Consider the following 16177-nt stretch of genomic DNA (forward strand, 5'->3'; position numbering starts at 1 on the left):
CAGGACCGGCTCAGCCGGTCAGCACCATGATCGCCACCGTCAGCACGACCACCGCGAGCACCCCCAGCTCGCGGGTGTTCCACCCCGGGGTCGGCCGGACCGGCTCGTGCGTGGGCCGCTCCTCCAGGTAGCCGGCCGCGGTGAGGGAGTCCAGCCGCTGCCCGATCACCAGGGCCACGGCGGCCGCATTGTGACCGGTCTCCAGGCCCCGGCCGGTCTCGGTCTCACTCGCGGCCATCTTCGTGCGGGGGCGGCGCAGGCGTGTTCCCATACCACTCGAGGCGGGGATCGCCCAGGAGGAGTACGTACCCTCGGTTGTCTCCACCGACAGGGCCCACCGGCTCTCCACGCCGCGAAGCGTGGGCCAGGGCACATGCACCCGCCGCACGATGTTGACCACGGTGATGCCGCCGTCGGCCACCTCGACCTTGGGATTACCGAACAGCACCCACACCAGACCGCCACCGATCACGAGGAACGGCAGCGCCTGCCACAGTGCGTCGATACCCCCATCGATGAGGCTGTAGATGAGCACCACCACGATCAACGCTCCGGCCAGGACGGTCAGGACGCGTGCGTAGAGAGTGCGGAACGTGTGCGTGGGACCCATGGCACCATCGTGGCACCGAACCGCCCGGAGCGGAGCATCGCCCACTCGGCGCCGTCGCGCCGTGATGGATGGAAGGAAGTGGCGTGAGTACACAGACCACCAGTGAGGCACCCCTGTCCGCGACGGGTGATGCGATCCTGACCGTGCGCGATCTGAGCGTGGACTTCTTCGTCGAGGGCGAATGGCACACGGCCGCGAAGAACATGACCTACGAGGTCTACCCCGGTGAGGTGCTCGCCATCGTGGGTGAGTCCGGCTCGGGCAAGACCCAGTCGTCGATGTCCCTGTTGGGGCTGCTGCCTCCCAACGGCCGCTCCTCGGGCTCGGCGAAGCTGGGCGACCAGGAGTTGGTCGGGATGCCCAACAGCAAACTGCAGAAGGTACGCGGCATGGAGGCCGCCGTGATCTTCCAGGAGCCGATGACGGCGTTGAACCCCGTCTACACGGTCGGCTTCCAGATTGTGGAGACCCTCCGCACCCACCTGGGCATCGGACCCGCCGCGGCGAAGGCCCGGGCGATCGAACTGCTGGAACTCGTGGAGATGCCCGCAGCCGCCACCCGGTACCACTCCTACCCGCACCAACTCTCCGGTGGTCAGCGTCAGCGTGCCATGATCGCCCAGGCGCTGGCGTGTGACCCCCGGCTGTTGATCGCCGACGAGCCCACCACCGCCCTGGACGTCACGGTGCAGGCCGAGATCCTGAAGTTGATGCGTGACCTGCGGGAGCGGATCGACTCGGGCGTCGTCCTGATCACCCACGACATGGGCGTGGTCGCCGACATGGCCGACCGGATCCTGGTGATGCGCAACGGTGAGATCGTCGAACGCGGCACCGCCGCGGAGATCTTCGACGCGCCCAAGCACCCCTACACCCGCCAGTTGCTGCGCTCGGTGCCTCACCTGGGGTCGAGCGCGCACGAGCACACGGCGGTACGTCCTCCGGCCACCACCACCGAACGCGCCGAGGCGCCCGCTGACGGAACGGCCGCGCAGGGCCCCGCCCCGGCGATGCTGGCCGAGGGGCTGGAGATCACCTACCCCAAGCGCGGTCGCACCCCGGCGTTCAAGGCCGTGGACGGCGTGGACCTGAGCATCGCCGCGGGCGAGGTGGTGGGCCTGGTCGGTGAGTCCGGCTCCGGTAAGACCACCATCGGGCGTGCTGCGGTGGGCCTGCTTCCGGCGTCGGCTGGACGGTTGGAGATCGTGGGCACGGACATGGTCGGTGCCAAACCGCGCGACCTCAAGCCGTTGCGCAGCAAGATCGGGATCGTCTTCCAGGACCCGGGCTCCTCCCTCAACCCGCGCCTTCCCATCGGGGAGTCCATCGGTGAGCCGCTGTACCTGCACCGGGGGATCAAGGGCAAGCAACTGGCTTCGCACGTGGAGGATCTGCTCGACCAGGTGCAACTGCCCAGGTTCATGCGCAACCGGTACCCGCACGAACTCTCCGGTGGGCAGCGCCAGCGGGTGGGTATCGCCCGGGCGCTGAGCCTGGAGCCCAAGTTGCTGGTCGCCGATGAGCCCACCTCGGCACTGGACGTGTCCGTGCAGGCGACGGTGCTCAGCCTGTTCCAGGACCTGCAGCGTGAGCACGGGTTCGCGTGCCTGTTCATCAGCCACGACCTGGCGGTGGTCGAGATGCTCTCCAGCCGGATCGCGGTGATGCACCACGGCAAGCTCGTGGAGGTCGGACCGGCCCCGCAGATCGTGAACAACCCCCAGGATCCCTACACCCAGCGGCTGATCGCGGCCGTACCGGTGCCGGACCCGGACGAACAGCGCAAGCGCCGCGAGACCCGCGACGCCCTCCTCGACGCCGCGGCGGCCGAGTTGGCAGCCGAGCTGGCGGCGGAGGAGGCTCGGGGCCAGGGTTCAGGGATCGACGACCTGCGCGGGGGAGCCCGCGACATGGGGCGCGGCGGCATCTGAGGGGCGTCGGCCCGGCCCGGGCGCCGGTGTGATGCGTTCGGTCTCACCGGGGGCGTCCTTGCGCGCGGAACGAGGCCGATCGCCCGGTAGAATCGTGTGTTGGCGCCGCGTCCTACCTCCGGTGCACCAGCAACCCACCACCGGATCGAGGCCTGACCTGATGCCCACCCGCTCGCGCACCGATCTGCGCAACATCGCCATCGTCGCCCACGTCGACCACGGCAAGACGACCATGGTCGATGCCATGCTGCGCCAGTCCGGCGCCTTCGGCGCACGCGGCTCCGATGAGGTGCGCGTGATGGACTCCGGGGATCTGGAGCGGGAGAAGGGCATCACGATCCTGGCCAAGAACACCGCGGTGGACTACCGCGGTGCGGCCGCCGCGGCCGCTGGTCACCCGGACGGCATCACCATCAACGTGATCGACACCCCCGGGCACGCCGACTTCGGCGGTGAGGTTGAGCGCGGGCTGTCCATGGTCGACGGCGTGGTGCTGCTGGTGGATGCCTCCGAGGGCCCCCTGCCGCAAACCCGGTTCGTGCTCCGCAAGGCCCTGGCCGCCCGGCTGCCGGTGATCATCGTGGTGAACAAGGTGGACCGCCCCGACTCGCGCATCGCCGAGGTGGTCGCCGAGTCCACCGACCTGCTGCTGTCCCTGGCCGCAGACCTAGCCGACGAAGTGCCGGACCTGGACCTGGACGCGGTGCTGGAGGTTCCGGTGGTCTACGCCTCCGCGCGCGCCGGACGTGCCTCCATGACCGAGCCGGCCGCCGGGGAACTGCCCGATGAGGCCGACTTGGAACCCCTGTTCGCCACCATTCTGGAAACCATTCCGGCCCCTACATACGACCCGGACATGCCGCTGCAGGCGCACGTGACCAACCTGGACGCCTCACCGTTCCTGGGCCGCCTGGCGTTGCTGCGGATCTTCAACGGCACGCTGCGCAAGGGCCAGCAGGTGGCGTGGGCGCGCAGGGACGGGCAGGTCTCCGGGGTGCGGATCTCCGAACTCCTGCGCACCCGCGGGCTGGAACGGATGCCCACCGACGAGGCCGGCCCCGGTGACATCGTCGCCGTCGCCGGCATCGAGGAGATCACCATCGGGGAGACGCTGACCGATCCGGACGATCCCCGCCCGCTGCCGTTGATCACCGTGGACGACCCGGCGATCTCGATGACGGTCGGGATCAACACCTCCCCGCTGGCCGGGCGGGTCAAGGGTCACAAGGTCACCGCCCGGCAGGTCAAGGACCGCCTGGACGCCGAACTGGTCGGCAACGTGTCGCTGCGGGTGCTGCCCACCGAACGGCCCGACGCCTGGGAGGTCCAGGGGAGGGGGGAACTGGCCCTGGCGATCCTGGTTGAGCAGATGCGCCGGGAGGGGTTCGAGTTGACCGTCGGCAAGCCCCAGGTGGTCACCCGCGTCATCGACGGCGCGGTGCACGAGCCGATGGAGCGGATGACCATCGATGTCCCCGAGGAGTACCTGGGCTCGGTCACCCAGCTGCTCGCCGCGCGCCGTGGCCGGATGGACACGATGACCAACCACGGCACCGGCTGGGTCCGGATGGAGTTCGTGGTGCCCGCCCGTGGGTTGATCGGGTTCCGCACCCAGTTCCTCACCGAGACCCGCGGCACCGGGATCGCCTTCTCGATCGCCGAGGGGTACGAGCGCTGGGCCGGGCCGATCGAGTTCCGCACCACCGGCTCACTGGTGGCCGACCGGGCCGGGACTGCCACACCGTTCGCGATGCTCAACCTGCAGGACCGGGGCAGCTTCTTCATCGAACCGACCTCGGAGGTCTACGAGGGCATGATCGTGGGGGAGAACGTCCGCAACGAGGACATGGACGTCAACATCACCAAGGAGAAGAAGCAGACGAACATGCGCGCGGCCGCCGCGGACACCTTCGAGAACCTGAACCGGCCGCGTCGGCTGACCCTGGAGGAGTCCCTGGAGTTCGCCCGGGAGGACGAGTGCGTGGAGGTCACCCCGGAAGTCGTGCGGATCCGTAAGGTGATCCTGGACGGACACGGCCGGAACAAGGCCGCCGCTCGGGCCCGGCGGGCCTGACCCGCCAACGCCCCCGGCAGCCGCGTCAGGGTTCCTGGCAGTAGGATCCGGCGCAGCAAAAGTGGGTGGCACCCAGAGCCGCCAGGCACCGTGGGATCGGAAGGAGTGGAGTGAGCCAGCACGCGCCCCGCACCCTCGGGGTCTTCGCCCACCCCGACGATGAGACCCTCTCCGGCGGCCCGCTGCTGGCCACGATGGCGCGGCGCGGGCACGTCACCGTGATCACCACCAACCGCGGTGAGCGCGGTGAGGTGATCGGTGCGGACCTGGCGCACCTGGCTCAGGACCACCAGGCGCTGGGCCGGCACCGCACTCAGGAGGTCGGGGCCGCCGCCGCCGCGCTCGGCGTGGCCGAGCACCACTTCCTGGACGAGCTGCCCGGGCTCACCACACGCCGCCCGCCCCGGTACACCGACTCCGGGATGCGCTGGCCGGAGGGGCAGACCGGCGTGCGGGCGATCCCGGCCGAGGACGTCGACGACCACGCCTTCTCCCGTGCCGACACCGACATCAGCGCACGGGTGCTGGCCGCCCTGATCCGCACCACCCGCCCGGACCTGGTGCTGACCGAGGAGCCCGACGGCGGCTACGGCCACCCCGACCACGTCCAGGTCAACCGGGTCACCATGCGTGCGGTGGAACTGGCCGCGACGGACCTGGAGCCGCTCTTCCCCGATGACCCCACCACCGGCACCCAGCCCTGGCGGGTGCCCGTGGTGGCGTGGGTGGTGTACCCGCAGAGCCGCTTCCGCGGCGGGTTGGACTGGTTGAGGCGGTACAACGGGCGGGCCGGCACCTCCGAGCACACCGGGGGGCTGCTCACGGTTCCCACCGGCGAGCAGACCCCCACGATCGTTCGCCCCGATGATCAGGTGGATCTGGACATCGGGCTGTCGGCCCCCGTGCTGGACGCCCTGGCGCAGGCGATGCGGTCCCATCGGACCCAGGTCCAGGCCGTGCACGTCGATCAGGCACTGGTGGCTGAGTCCGGTGGGCACGCCGCCGGCTGGTTCGCGCTGAGCAACGACATGCTGCGGCCGGTCCCGGCGCGGGCCACGGCCATGGTGGCGCCCGGGTGGGGTAGTGCCGCCGACCTGGCCGGCCTCGCCCGGGATGAGGACGAGGTAGGGCACGACGACGCAGGTGCGGCCGGAGAGGCGGGTGCACCGGGGCAGGTGCGGGGTGGGGGCGAGCAGGATCCGCGCTGGTACACGGGGTTCATGCTGTCGATGACGGCGTTGCTCGCGATCCTGGTGGGCTCGATCGGGACGGTGTTCTACCGCTGGGAGATGCCGTTCGGTCTGCTGCTCTCGTTGCTGGTGGTGCTCACCGGGTCCGTCCTGGCACGCGCCCTTGCCGATCGGCGCGGGCAACTGCTCTACGCGGGCGTGATCTTCCTGGTGATCTTCGCGATGACCTATCTGGGCAGGGCGGACGTGATCGTGACCGGGGAGGCGATCGGCGTGGCCTGGCTGCTCGGGGCCCCCGCCCTGGCACTGCTGGGCCTGGCGGCACCGAGGAGGTGGTTCCGTGACTGATCCGGTGGAGGACTACCGCCTGGCGATGTCGCGGCTGATCTCCGGGGTGTGCGTGATCTCTGCGCGCGCCGGCAGCCTCGACCTGGCGATGACGGCCACCTCGGTGGTCTCGGTCTCGCTGGAACCACCCACGGTGCTGTTCTGCGTGCACTCCGATGCCCGGCTGGCCGAGGCGGTGCAGCCCGGTGGCACCTGGGGGGTGAGCATCCTGAGCGCAGCGGCCGGTGCGGTGGCGGACTGGCTGGCTAGTCCGGGACGCCCCGCCGTGGGCCAGTTGGACCGGGTGGGGCACCATCGCGGTGAGCACAGCGGCACAGCCCTGCTGGATGAGGCCACCGCATGGTTGCAGTGCCGCACCGAGTGGACCAAGGAGGCCGGTTCCCACGAGGTGGTGGTCGGGCAGGTGCTCAGCACGGCGCTGGCGCCGGCCGGCAGCGGCGGGATCGTGCACCACCTGGGTCGGATGCGCGCGGCCCCCTGAGACCGGAGGGGCGGTGTTGTGAATCCCGCCACGCTTGGGAATGGCTGAGGTGCCGCGAACGGCGAGGCGTTACCATATTCGGGGGCGCACACGAGCCCGGAGACTTCAAAGGGAATACGTGGCGAAGCAGAATGAGGGGCCTGAGGGGCCGACGCACGAGCACGCCGACGGGGACGCGGATCCGCGCGCACCCGAAGGCGCGCTCGTCGACGGCTCAACCCACGAACTGCCGCGGCCCGGTTCCGATGAAGGACCGGCAGCCGACGTGCGCCGAACCCCGATCAAGGACCGTCGCACCCCCGAGGACGACGTCACCCCGGACGAGGCCCCCGACACCGGGAATCATGCCCGCGACGACGACGTCACCCCGGACGCGCCCGCCGACACCGGCGATCATGCCCCCGAGGACGACGTCACCCCGGACGCGCCCGCCGACACCGGCGATCATGCCCCCGAGGACGACGTCACCCCGGACCCGCCCGCCGACGCCGAGGAGCCCCCTCGCGACGACGACGCCACCGTCGTCGTCGACCCGCCGACCACCGACGCCTCCGACGCCACGGATGACCCAGACGCCACCATGGTGGCCGGGCCTCCGGCCGCCGCCACCGACGACCAGGACAGCCCTTTGACCCCGAAGAAGAAGACCAAGCGCAAGAAGCGCGGCCTCACCAAGGTCGGGATCTGGGCCGGCGTGATCGTCTTGCTGCTCGCCGCGGCGTACGTGGGCAGCGCCTACTTCCTCGGCGACCGCGTCCCGGCGGACACCACGGTGGCCGGCGTGGACGTCTCGGGACTGCCCACCGGGACGGCCGAGCAGGTCCTGGCGGAGGAACTCGGTGGGCTGGAGACCGAGCCGCTGCCGCTGACCTTCGCCGACAGCGGCGCCGAACTCGAACCGGCCTCGGCCGGGTTGTCCTTCGACGCTGCCGCCACGGTGGATCAGTTCACCGGATTCACCCTGGACCCCCGGATACTGCTCGGCCACCTGTTCGGGCTCGGCGAGCAGGAGCCGATCTCGCACGTGGATGAGGCGGCCTTGGAAGCGGCGCTGGAGGGTTTGGCAGAAGACCTGGACATCAGCCCCGTGGAGGGGTCGATCAGCATCGTCGATGCCGAGGCGGAGATCACCGATCCGCAGGAGGGCGCCGCCGTCGACGTGCCCGAAGCCACCGAGTTGCTCGCGGCGGAGTGGATCACCGGGTCACGCCCTCTGGAACTGCCGGAGTTGGTGGTGCGGCCCGAGATCGGACCCGAGGAGATCCGGGCCGCGATGGATGAGGTGGTCGAGCCGTTCCTGTCCGGTCCGGTGACGGTGGCGGTGAACGACACCGAAGTGGAGTTGTCCACTGAGGAGTTGGCCGATGCCGCCACCCTGGAGGTCAACGGCACCCGGTTCGACCTGGCCCTGGACGGCCAGGAACTGGCCGAGACCGTCACGGCCAAGGAGGACTCGATCGGGGAAGTCCCCCGTGACGCCAGGATCGAACTGCAGGGCGGTGAACCCACCGTGATCCCGGCGGTGACCGGCACTGGGCTGGACCCGGAGGAACTGGCCCCGGCAGTGCGCGACGCCTCCCTGCAAACCGAGGCGGACCAGCGGGTGGCCACGGTCGAACTCTCCCGGACCGAGGCGGAGTTCACCACGGCCGATGCCGAAGCGCTCGGTGTGGTGGAGGTGATCGGGCGCTACTCCACCCCGATGCCTTACGACCCACCCCGCACCGAGAACCTGGTGATCGGTACCTCGAGAATCAATGACACCCTGCTCATGCCGGGTGAGGAGTTCTCCCTGCTGGATGCACTCAGTCCGATCACCGAGGCCGGCGGCTACAACTCCTCCGGGGTGGTGGTGGATGGGTTTGCCACCGAAGCCGCCGGGGGCGGGCTGTCCCAACTCTCCACCACCGTGTTCAACGCCGCGTTCGAAGCGGGCCTGGAAGACATCACGCACCAGCCGCACTCGCGGTGGTTCAGCCGCTACCCCGAGGGCCGTGAAGCCACCCTGTTCTCCCCGGACCTGGACATGAGATTCGGCAATAACACCGACTACGGGGTGCTGATCCACGCCTGGGTCGGGGACGGCCAGACCCATGTGGTGCTGTGGGGCACGGACGTGTGGGACGTCGACATCGTCACCGGCAGTCGCTACAACATCACCTCACCGCAGACGGTGTACAACCAGGACCCGCGATGCGAGCCGGAGTCCGGTGGGCAGTCCGGCTTCACCGTGCAGGTGACCCGAACGGTCTCAGCCGGCGGTGAGGTGCACGAGCAGCGCACCTACACCCACACCTATCGCCCGTGGAACCGGGTGGTCTGCGGTGAACCGCCGTCGGCCTCCGACGATGACGATGACGATGACGACAACGGGGACGACGACGACTGACCGCTGGAGACGGCTGATCCCTGGCGCCGGTTCACACCAGCACCGGTGAGGGCGGGGTCCCGGCGCCGCATCCCAGGCGGTGGCGGCCGACGGTGGCCGTGCCCGGTTGCGGCCCGCGCTACTGCCCGGGCGGGGGCCGGCGCCGGCGCGTGGGCGGGGGAGGGACCCGCTTACCGATCGCGATCGTGGCGGCGGGTACCGACACCAGCCCGCGCTTGGTGATCACGTCCACACCGTCGTCATCGACGCGGGCCAACTCACCGAGTGCGTCGGAGTAGCGGCCGTCCTCGATCCGGTACCGCACCACCACGCGTTCCCCGACCTGCCAACCGCGCCAGAACGGTCTCGCCGCGGATTCACTCACCCTCGCCTCCGCTCCACCTACTGCCTCCTCCTCGTGATCGCCGGCCCACCGGTGCGGTGCAATCTCCGCCTGGGGGCCGGAGGGCCTGCCCGAACCGGCCGAATGGGCGATACTAGGACCGGACCTTGGTGATGCCCACGTTGGGCCACTGTATCCACCGCAAGGAAGGACCTCGTCTGTGACCTATGTGATCGCCGAACCGTGTGTGGACCTCAAGGACAAGAGTTGTATCGATGAGTGTCCGGTCGACTGCATCTACGAGGGTGAACGGATGCTGTACATCCAGCCCGATGAGTGCGTGGACTGTGGGGCGTGTGAGCCGGTGTGCCCGGTGGAGGCGATCTACTACGAGGACGACGTTCCGCAGCAGTGGGCGAACTACTACGAGGCGAACGTGAACTTCTTCGACGAGATCGGCTCACCCGGTGGGGCCGCGCAGATGGGGCTGATCAACTTCGATCACCCGATCGTGGCCGCCCTGCCACCGCAGCAGCACGACTGAGCGGCGTCCGTCGATGGGTCTGGTGCAGATCACACAGGACTACCCCTGGGATGCGGTGGCGTCCTACGCCGAGCGTGCCGGCGCGCACCCCGGCGGGCTGGTGGACCTGTCCATCGGCACTCCGGTGGACCCCACGCCACCGGTGATCCAGCGGGCCCTCGCTGAGGCCGCCGACGCCCCCGGCTACCCCACTGTGGCCGGGACGGCGGCGCTTCGGGAGGCGATCAGTTCCTGGTTCGACCGTGCCCGCGGCGTGCCCGGCCTGGACCCGGGGGCGGTACTGCCCACGGTCGGTTCCAAGGAGATGGTGGCGCTGCTTCCCTCGCTGTTGTCGATCGGTCCCGGGGATGTGGTGGTGGTGCCCTCGATGGCCTATCCCACCTACGCGATCGGCGCCCAGCTGGCTGGTGCGGAGGTGCTCATCGCCGACGATGTGGCCCAGTGGACCGGCAACCCCGCCGTCCGGCTGGTCTGGCTGAACTCCCCGTCCAACCCCACCGGCGCGGTGCTGGGCACCGAGTTGATGGCCGAGGTGGTCACCGCCGCCCGTCACCTGGGGGCCGTGGTGGCCTCCGATGAGTGTTACGCCCAGCTGGGCTGGGACGTTCCGTGGAATCTCGAGCCGGTGCCGAGCCTGCTGGACGAGCGGGTCAGCGGCGGGTCCCATGAGGGGTTGCTGGCGGCCTACTCGCTGTCCAAACAGTCCAACCTCGCCGGATACCGAGCCGCGTTCCTGGCCGGCGATGACGCCCTGATCGCCCGCCTGGTGCTGATGCGCCGGCACATGGGCATGATCGTGCCCGCCCCGGTGCAGGCGGCGATGGTCGCAGCCCTCGGTGACGATGAGCACGTGGACAGCCAGCGTGAGCTCTACCGCGCCCGGCGCCAGGCCCTGATGCCGGCGCTACGGCAGGCGGGATTCGCCGTCGACCACTCCGAGGCCGGACTGTACCTGTGGGTGCGTCCGCAGGAGGACTCCGTGCTCACCGGCCAGGACTGCTGGGCCCTGATGGACTCCCTGGCCGATCTGGGCGTCCTGGCCGGCCCGGGAGCCTTCTACGGCGCAGCCGGTACCGGTCACGTGCGGATCTCCCTGACCGCACCCGATGAACGAGTGGCCGCCGCCGCGAGGCGTCTCACCGGTTCCTGAGCGCCGGGACGACGTCGCCGGGGCCTACCGGCGATGGATCCGGGCTGCCCGGTGGTGGTGCCGCAGGTACCTGCTCGGGTATCAGGGGGTGCGCAATGCCACCCTTGGAAAACATGGCAACGATTGGGCACGACCTTTGTCCGGCCGGTAGATTGCGTGCCAGGGCCCATCGTGGTGTGCGATCCACGCCAAGGATGTGGCCGAGGGATAACGCCAGGAAGGGACAGACATGACTGACGCCACACCGCCCCCCGCAACATTCCAGGTGGACGGCCAGGAATTGGAGTTCGCCAGGGTCAGGGCGAGCGAGGGCAACGACGGTGTGGTGATCTCCTCACTGCTGAAGGAGACCGGGCTGGCTACGCTGGACCCGGGGTTCATGAACACCGCCAACTGCGAGTCCAAGATCACCTACATCGACGGGGACGCCGGGATTCTGCGCTACCGCGGGTACCCGATCGACCAACTCGCCAAGGGGGCCACCTTCCTGGAGGTGGCCTACCTGCTCATCCAGGGCGAGCTGCCCACCCCCGCGCAGAAGGACGCGTTCACCGAGCGGGTGGAGCGCCACACCCATTTGCACGACAACTTCAAGAACCTCATCGGTGCTTTCCCTACCGATGCCCACCCGATGGCGGTGCTGTCCTCGGCGGTCTCGGCGCTGCCGGGCTACTACCCCGAGAGCGTGGACCCGTTCGATGAGCACGCGGTGGAGTTGGCCACGGTGCTGTTGCTGGCGAAGTTGCCCACCATCGCCGCCTACGCCTTCCGCCGCTCCCAGGGCAAGGAGATGATCGGTGCGGACAAGTCGCTGAACTACCTGCAGGGGTTCCTGCGGATGAGTTTCGCCGATGACAACGGTGACTACGAGCAGAATGAGTCGCTGGTGAAGGCACTGCGTCTGCTGCTGATCCTGCACGCCGACCATGAGCAGAATTGCTCCACCTCCACGGTGCGCATCGTGGGTTCGGCGCACGCGAACCTCTACGCCTCGGTTTCGGCCGGTGTCGGGGCGCTGTCCGGCCCGTTGCACGGCGGGGCGAACGAGGCGGTGCTGGCGATGCTCGAGGAGATCCGGGACAGCCCCGACGGGGCCGACACCTTCATGCAGAAGGTGAAGAACAAGGAGTCCGGGGTGCGCTTGATGGGCTTCGGGCACCGGGTGTACAAGAACTATGACCCGCGCGCGGCGATCGTCAAGGACGTCGCTGCGGAGGTGCTCCAGGCTCTGGGTGTGCAGGACGAACTGCTCGAGATCGCCCAGCGGCTGGAGGAGATCGCGCTGTCCGATGATTACTTCATCGAGCGCAAGCTCTACCCCAACGTGGACTTCTACACCGGCGTGATCTACAAGGCGATGGGGTTCCCCACGAACATGTTCACCCCGCTGTTCGCGGTCGGCCGGGCCCCCGGCTGGATCGCGCAGTGGCGGGAGATGATGGCGGACCCGGCCACCAAGATCGGCCGGCCCCGGCAGGTCTACACCGGCGCCACCGAGCGCCAGTACGTGCCCCTCAGCCAGCGCTGAGACCGGGCAGTTCCGCGCCCGGGGCTCGTACGGGACAGTCCCGGCAGGGGTAGCCTCTGGTGCGGAGGATGCGGCGGTCGCGGAAGGGGAGGGGCGCCGATGAGCGGTCCACAGGTGCTGGCCATCTTCGGGGTGGTGGTGATCGTCCTGCTGGCGATCGACCTGTTCGTGGTGCATCGCCGCGACACCACCGTGACGGTGCGCTCGGCCGCGGTCTGGTCAGTGGTCTGGATCGGCGCGGCGGTGGTCTTCGGCTTCGCGGTGTTCCCCTTCTACGGCGACGGCGGGTCGGTAGGGGACTACTTCGGCGTGTTCGTGGTGGAGAAGTCGCTGTCGGTGGACAACGTCTTCCTGTGGCTGGTGGTCTTTGCTTCCCTCGGGGTACCCAAGAACGCCCAACGACGGGTGCTGCTCTTCGGGGTGCTGGGGGCTCTGGTCCTTCGCTTCGGGGTGGTCAACGCCGGTGTGGTGATCATGGAGAGTTTCACCTGGGTGCTGTGGGTCGCCGGGGCGTTCCTGCTCTACGCCGGGTACAAGATGTGGCGGGAGCGCGACGAGCCGGTCGGCGGGCACCCCGCGGGCGGTACCGATGCCGCCGGACAGACCGACTCGGCCCTCACCCGGTTGATCCGACGGGTTCTGCCCACCACCGAGGGTTTCCGCGGTGATCGCTTCGTTGTCCGTGAGGACGGCCGGTTGCGTGCCACCCCGTTGCTGCTGGCCCTGATCCTGGTCGAACTCAGTGACATCGTGATGGCGCTGGACGCCCTGCCGGCGACGCTGGCGATCAGTACCGACGTGGTGGTGGTCATGTGCGCCACCGGGTTCGCCCTGCTCGGCCTACGAGCCCTGTTCTTCCTGTTGTCCGGTATCGCCGAGCGGTTGCGCTACCTGAGGATCGCGGTGGCGCTCATCCTGGTCTACATCGGCGCCACGCTCATCATCGAGAACGTCGTGGAGACCTACCACGCCTCCACCGCACAGAGCCTGGCGGTGATCGGGGTGGTGCTGGCCGCCGCCGTGTTCGCGAGCGTGCGCGCGCAACGCGCCGAGGACCGGTCCACCGGTACCGATGACGACGGCCCTCCGGCGGACGACGGTACCGGCCCGGCGGATGACGGCGTCCTGAACGCGCGTCGGAGTTGAGCCAACGGGCCCCAGGCAGATCTACGGGACGTGCAGGGCCGCGTTCAGGGCGGCTCCGGAACCGGTCCGTGGGAGCACCTGGACCTGCCCGGTGGTGGAGTCGCGACGGAACAGCAGGGAGTCCATACCGGAGAGTTCACCGGCCTTGACCACCCTGCCCTGCACGTTGACCTTGGTGCCGGCGGTCACGTACAGGCCTGCCTCCACCACACAGTCATCGCCCAGGGAGATCCCGATCCCGGCATTCGCACCGAGCAGGCAGCGCTCACCGACCGTGATCCGTTCGGTACCACCACCGGAGAGGGTGCCCATGATCGAGGCGCCTCCGCCGATGTCGGTACCGTCCCCGACCACGACGCCCTGGGAGATACGACCCTCGACCATGCTGGCGCCCAGGGTGCCGGCGTTGAAGTTCACGAATCCCTCGTGCATCACGGTGGTGCCCTCGGCCAGGTAGGCACCGAGCCGGACCCGGTCGGCGTTGGCGATGCGCACCCCGCTGGGGACGACGTAGTCGGTCATCCGGGGAAACTTGTCCACGCCGTACACCTGCAGTTGCAACCCCGGGTGGGCCGCGCGCAGCGACAGCCGCGTCCGTTCGAAGTCCTGGGCCGCGAACGGGCCGGCCGAGGTCCAGGCCACGTTCGGGAGCGCGCCGAAGATGCCCTCGAGATTGATCGAGTTGGGGGTGACGAGCCGGTGGGACAGGAGGTGCAGACGCAGGTAGGCGTCCTCGGTGCTGCGCGGTGCCTCGTCCAGGTCGATCATCACGGTGCGGACCTGGTGGTGGGCGGCGCGGTCCGGGTCGGCGCCGGCCAGTGCGGCCAGATCGGCCGGGACCCCGTAGGGGCCGGCATCACCAGGGCTGGGTTCACCGAGGGCCGGGTCGGGGAACCACACGTCCAGCGTGCTCCCACCTGCGGTGACGGTGGCCAGTCCGGTTCCCCATGCGCGGCGCGTACTCATGGGCCAAGCCTACGCGCGCACCGCCCGCGGGTCCGCACCGGGATGGCACGGCCGCGGGCGTTGGCGCGGGTGTGGTCAGGTCTGCTGACGCAGGGTGAAGCCGGTGCCCTCCTCGGTCTGGCCGGCATCCAGTTCCTGCCCGTCGAGCATCTGGGTGGCCTCCTCGGATGTGAACACTCGGGCACCTTCGGCCTCGACCACCTCATCACCGGACTGCGGCTCGGGGGCCAGTTCCAAGTGGAGCTGGCTGCCCTCCTCGGTCACCGCGATGCGCACACCGCCGGTCTCCGGCAGGTCGGCCTCGGCAGTGATCGCCTTGATCGCGGACTGGGCGTTCTCAGTCAGGGTAAGCACGGGGAATCCTTCCTTCGGCAGTGACACTGCACGGAACGCGTGCTCCGCGTCAGCGCCTCGGGCCCTTCCACCGTTACGGTTTCCTGGCCAGGATGCAACCCCGGCGGCGCGGATGCCTGGAGGAATGCCGCGGTGTGAACGGGCCGAGTGGCAGCCACGCTTCCCTCGCACCGGGGTACTGCGGTCAGGTCTCCAACGCGTCCAGTAGTCGCCACAACCGGCCCGGTCCGAGCACCTCTGCGCCGGCACCGCTCACTCGCTCACGCAGCGCACGATCGGCGGTGACCACGCTGACGTGCACATCCAACCCGGCGGCGTGGCCGCTGTCACTGCCGTCGCCGGCGTCGTCCTGCCCGCCGGCCGGACCGCTGCCGGCGCGAGCGGTACTGAACTCACCACCGAGGGCGCGACGCACCGTGCGCACGATCTCCTCATCACCCTCGCCGGGGGCGCGCACGGTATGCACCGGAGCCACGTCGTCGGCGGCGCGGGCCGCTCCCTCGGTGACCAGCACCATCGCGGGCCACCAGGTGTGCCCGGGCAGACCGAGTGCGTCGGCCGCGACTCCGTGAGCGGCCAGGGCCGCGAGCCGGCTCGCCAGGCGGGTCGTGGCACCGGCCCGGTCCTTCCACCAACCGTCGGGCCGGGAACCCACCACGTTGGCCGCATCGACCACGAGCACCGCCCGGGTCCGCAGCATCCTCTGTAGCAGCGGCCAGGCCTCGGCGAAGGCACCCAGCAGAGGCAACGCGGTGACCCGATCCAGCGGGTACCACCGCACCTGCACACTCTCGGCGTCGGTGGCCCGGACCTGCATCCCGCCCGGGACGTGGGCCAGCACGGTGGTGTAGCTCCAGTCCGGATGAGCCAGTTCATGGCTGGCGTGGGGAAGCACCGGGTCCTGGACACCTGCCTCCTCCCCGGCCTCGCGCACCGCGGCCTGCACGGCACTCTCGCCCGCGTTGCGGGCACCGCCGGGGATGCCCCAGGTGCCGCCGTGGTGGGACCACGGGGCACGGTGCTGCAGGACCACCTGGCCCCCGCCGTCGGCCAACAGCAGCCCGGCTGCGCCGTAGCGTCCCCAGTGCCGCTGCCCGCACGCGCAGGAGACCCAGCCGTCGCCGTCCTGCGAGTCGCGCACGGG

Annotated in this window: 14 protein-coding genes; 9 read left to right on the forward strand and 5 right to left on the reverse strand. The window is 69.7% G+C overall.

What is annotated here, in order from left to right; translation table 11 throughout:
- Positions 1-10: 10 nt before the first annotated feature.
- Complete coding sequence (locus ACO0LV_RS12070; protein ID WP_424788147.1) at positions 11-610, reverse strand: PH domain-containing protein; 600 nt, start codon at positions 608-610, stop codon at positions 11-13.
- Positions 611-693: 83 nt separating this feature from the next.
- Here ACO0LV_RS12070 and ACO0LV_RS12075 point away from each other — a divergent pair, with 83 nt between their 5' ends.
- From ACO0LV_RS12075 to ACO0LV_RS12095, 5 genes are all read left to right on the forward strand, one after another.
- Positions 694-2541: an ABC transporter ATP-binding protein gene (locus ACO0LV_RS12075; RefSeq protein WP_424788148.1), complete on the forward strand. Its 1848-nt coding sequence runs from the start codon at positions 694-696 to the stop codon at positions 2539-2541.
- Positions 2542-2701: 160 nt separating this feature from the next.
- The gene (typA, locus tag ACO0LV_RS12080; protein ID WP_424788149.1) at positions 2702-4615 is read left to right on the forward strand and encodes a translational GTPase TypA; all 1914 of its coding nucleotides are present in this window, start codon (positions 2702-2704) and stop codon (positions 4613-4615) included.
- A 110-nt stretch (positions 4616-4725) separates the two neighbouring features.
- The gene (locus ACO0LV_RS12085) at positions 4726-6153 is read left to right on the forward strand and encodes a PIG-L family deacetylase (RefSeq protein ID WP_424788150.1); all 1428 of its coding nucleotides are present in this window, start codon (positions 4726-4728) and stop codon (positions 6151-6153) included.
- Positions 6146-6634, forward strand: coding sequence for a flavin reductase family protein (locus tag ACO0LV_RS12090; RefSeq protein WP_424788151.1), 489 nt, complete (start codon positions 6146-6148; stop codon positions 6632-6634). Before ACO0LV_RS12085 ends, ACO0LV_RS12090 begins: the two co-directional genes overlap by 8 nt.
- A 118-nt stretch (positions 6635-6752) precedes the next feature.
- A complete protein-coding gene (locus tag ACO0LV_RS12095) occupies positions 6753-9023 on the forward strand; it encodes a VanW family protein (RefSeq protein ID WP_424788152.1) in 2271 nt (756 codons plus the stop codon).
- A gap of 118 nt (positions 9024-9141) precedes the next feature.
- On the opposite strand, the gene ACO0LV_RS12100 is transcribed toward ACO0LV_RS12095, so the two are convergent.
- Positions 9142-9387, reverse strand: a complete 246-nt coding sequence (locus ACO0LV_RS12100) for a hypothetical protein (RefSeq protein WP_424788153.1) — start codon at positions 9385-9387, stop codon at positions 9142-9144.
- Between the two features lie 178 nt (positions 9388-9565).
- Here ACO0LV_RS12100 and fdxA point away from each other — a divergent pair, with 178 nt between their 5' ends.
- From fdxA to ACO0LV_RS12120, 4 genes are all read left to right on the forward strand, one after another.
- Positions 9566-9889 (forward strand): ferredoxin, encoded by a 324-nt coding sequence (gene fdxA, locus ACO0LV_RS12105; RefSeq protein WP_424788154.1) that lies wholly within the window; start codon positions 9566-9568, stop codon positions 9887-9889.
- 13 nt (positions 9890-9902) lie between these two features.
- Positions 9903-11039: a succinyldiaminopimelate transaminase gene (gene dapC / locus ACO0LV_RS12110; protein ID WP_424788155.1), complete on the forward strand. Its 1137-nt coding sequence runs from the start codon at positions 9903-9905 to the stop codon at positions 11037-11039.
- Between the two features lie 229 nt (positions 11040-11268).
- Entirely contained in the window at positions 11269-12567 is a 1299-nt protein-coding gene (locus ACO0LV_RS12115; protein WP_424788156.1) for a citrate synthase, read from the forward strand.
- 99 nt (positions 12568-12666) lie between these two features.
- Positions 12667-13713: a TerC family protein gene (locus ACO0LV_RS12120; RefSeq protein WP_424788157.1), complete on the forward strand. Its 1047-nt coding sequence runs from the start codon at positions 12667-12669 to the stop codon at positions 13711-13713.
- A gap of 21 nt (positions 13714-13734) precedes the next feature.
- Here the strand turns inward: ACO0LV_RS12120 and dapD are convergent, their stop codons facing one another.
- From dapD to ACO0LV_RS12135, 3 genes are all read right to left on the reverse strand, one after another.
- On the reverse strand, positions 13735-14679 hold the full coding sequence (gene dapD, locus ACO0LV_RS12125) for a 2,3,4,5-tetrahydropyridine-2,6-dicarboxylate N-succinyltransferase (RefSeq protein ID WP_424788158.1): 945 nt from the start codon (positions 14677-14679) through the stop codon (positions 13735-13737).
- Between the two features lie 75 nt (positions 14680-14754).
- A complete protein-coding gene (locus tag ACO0LV_RS12130) occupies positions 14755-15033 on the reverse strand; it encodes a HesB/IscA family protein (RefSeq protein ID WP_424788159.1) in 279 nt (92 codons plus the stop codon).
- A gap of 184 nt (positions 15034-15217) precedes the next feature.
- On the reverse strand, positions 15218-16174 hold the full coding sequence (locus ACO0LV_RS12135; RefSeq protein WP_424788160.1) for an NUDIX domain-containing protein: 957 nt from the start codon (positions 16172-16174) through the stop codon (positions 15218-15220).
- Between the last annotated feature and the right edge of the window lie 3 nt (positions 16175-16177).

Origin of the sequence: Pseudactinotalea sp. Z1739, from assembly GCF_049725055.1 — a bacterium.
In the GTDB taxonomy this organism is placed as follows: Bacteria; Actinomycetota; Actinomycetes; order Actinomycetales; family Beutenbergiaceae; genus CALKWS01.

Coding starts and splice junctions, on each gene's coding strand:
- ACO0LV_RS12070 (WP_424788147.1), bottom strand. CDS start 610: ATGGGTCCCACGCACACGTTCCGCACTCTCTACGCACGCGTCCTGACC.
- typA (WP_424788149.1), top strand. CDS start 2,702: ATGCCCACCCGCTCGCGCACCGATCTGCGCAACATCGCCATCGTCGCC.
- dapD (WP_424788158.1), bottom strand. CDS start 14,679: ATGAGTACGCGCCGCGCATGGGGAACCGGACTGGCCACCGTCACCGCA.
- ACO0LV_RS12115 (WP_424788156.1), top strand. CDS start 11,269: ATGACTGACGCCACACCGCCCCCCGCAACATTCCAGGTGGACGGCCAG.
- ACO0LV_RS12120 (WP_424788157.1), top strand. CDS start 12,667: ATGAGCGGTCCACAGGTGCTGGCCATCTTCGGGGTGGTGGTGATCGTC.
- dapC (WP_424788155.1), top strand. CDS start 9,903: ATGGGTCTGGTGCAGATCACACAGGACTACCCCTGGGATGCGGTGGCG.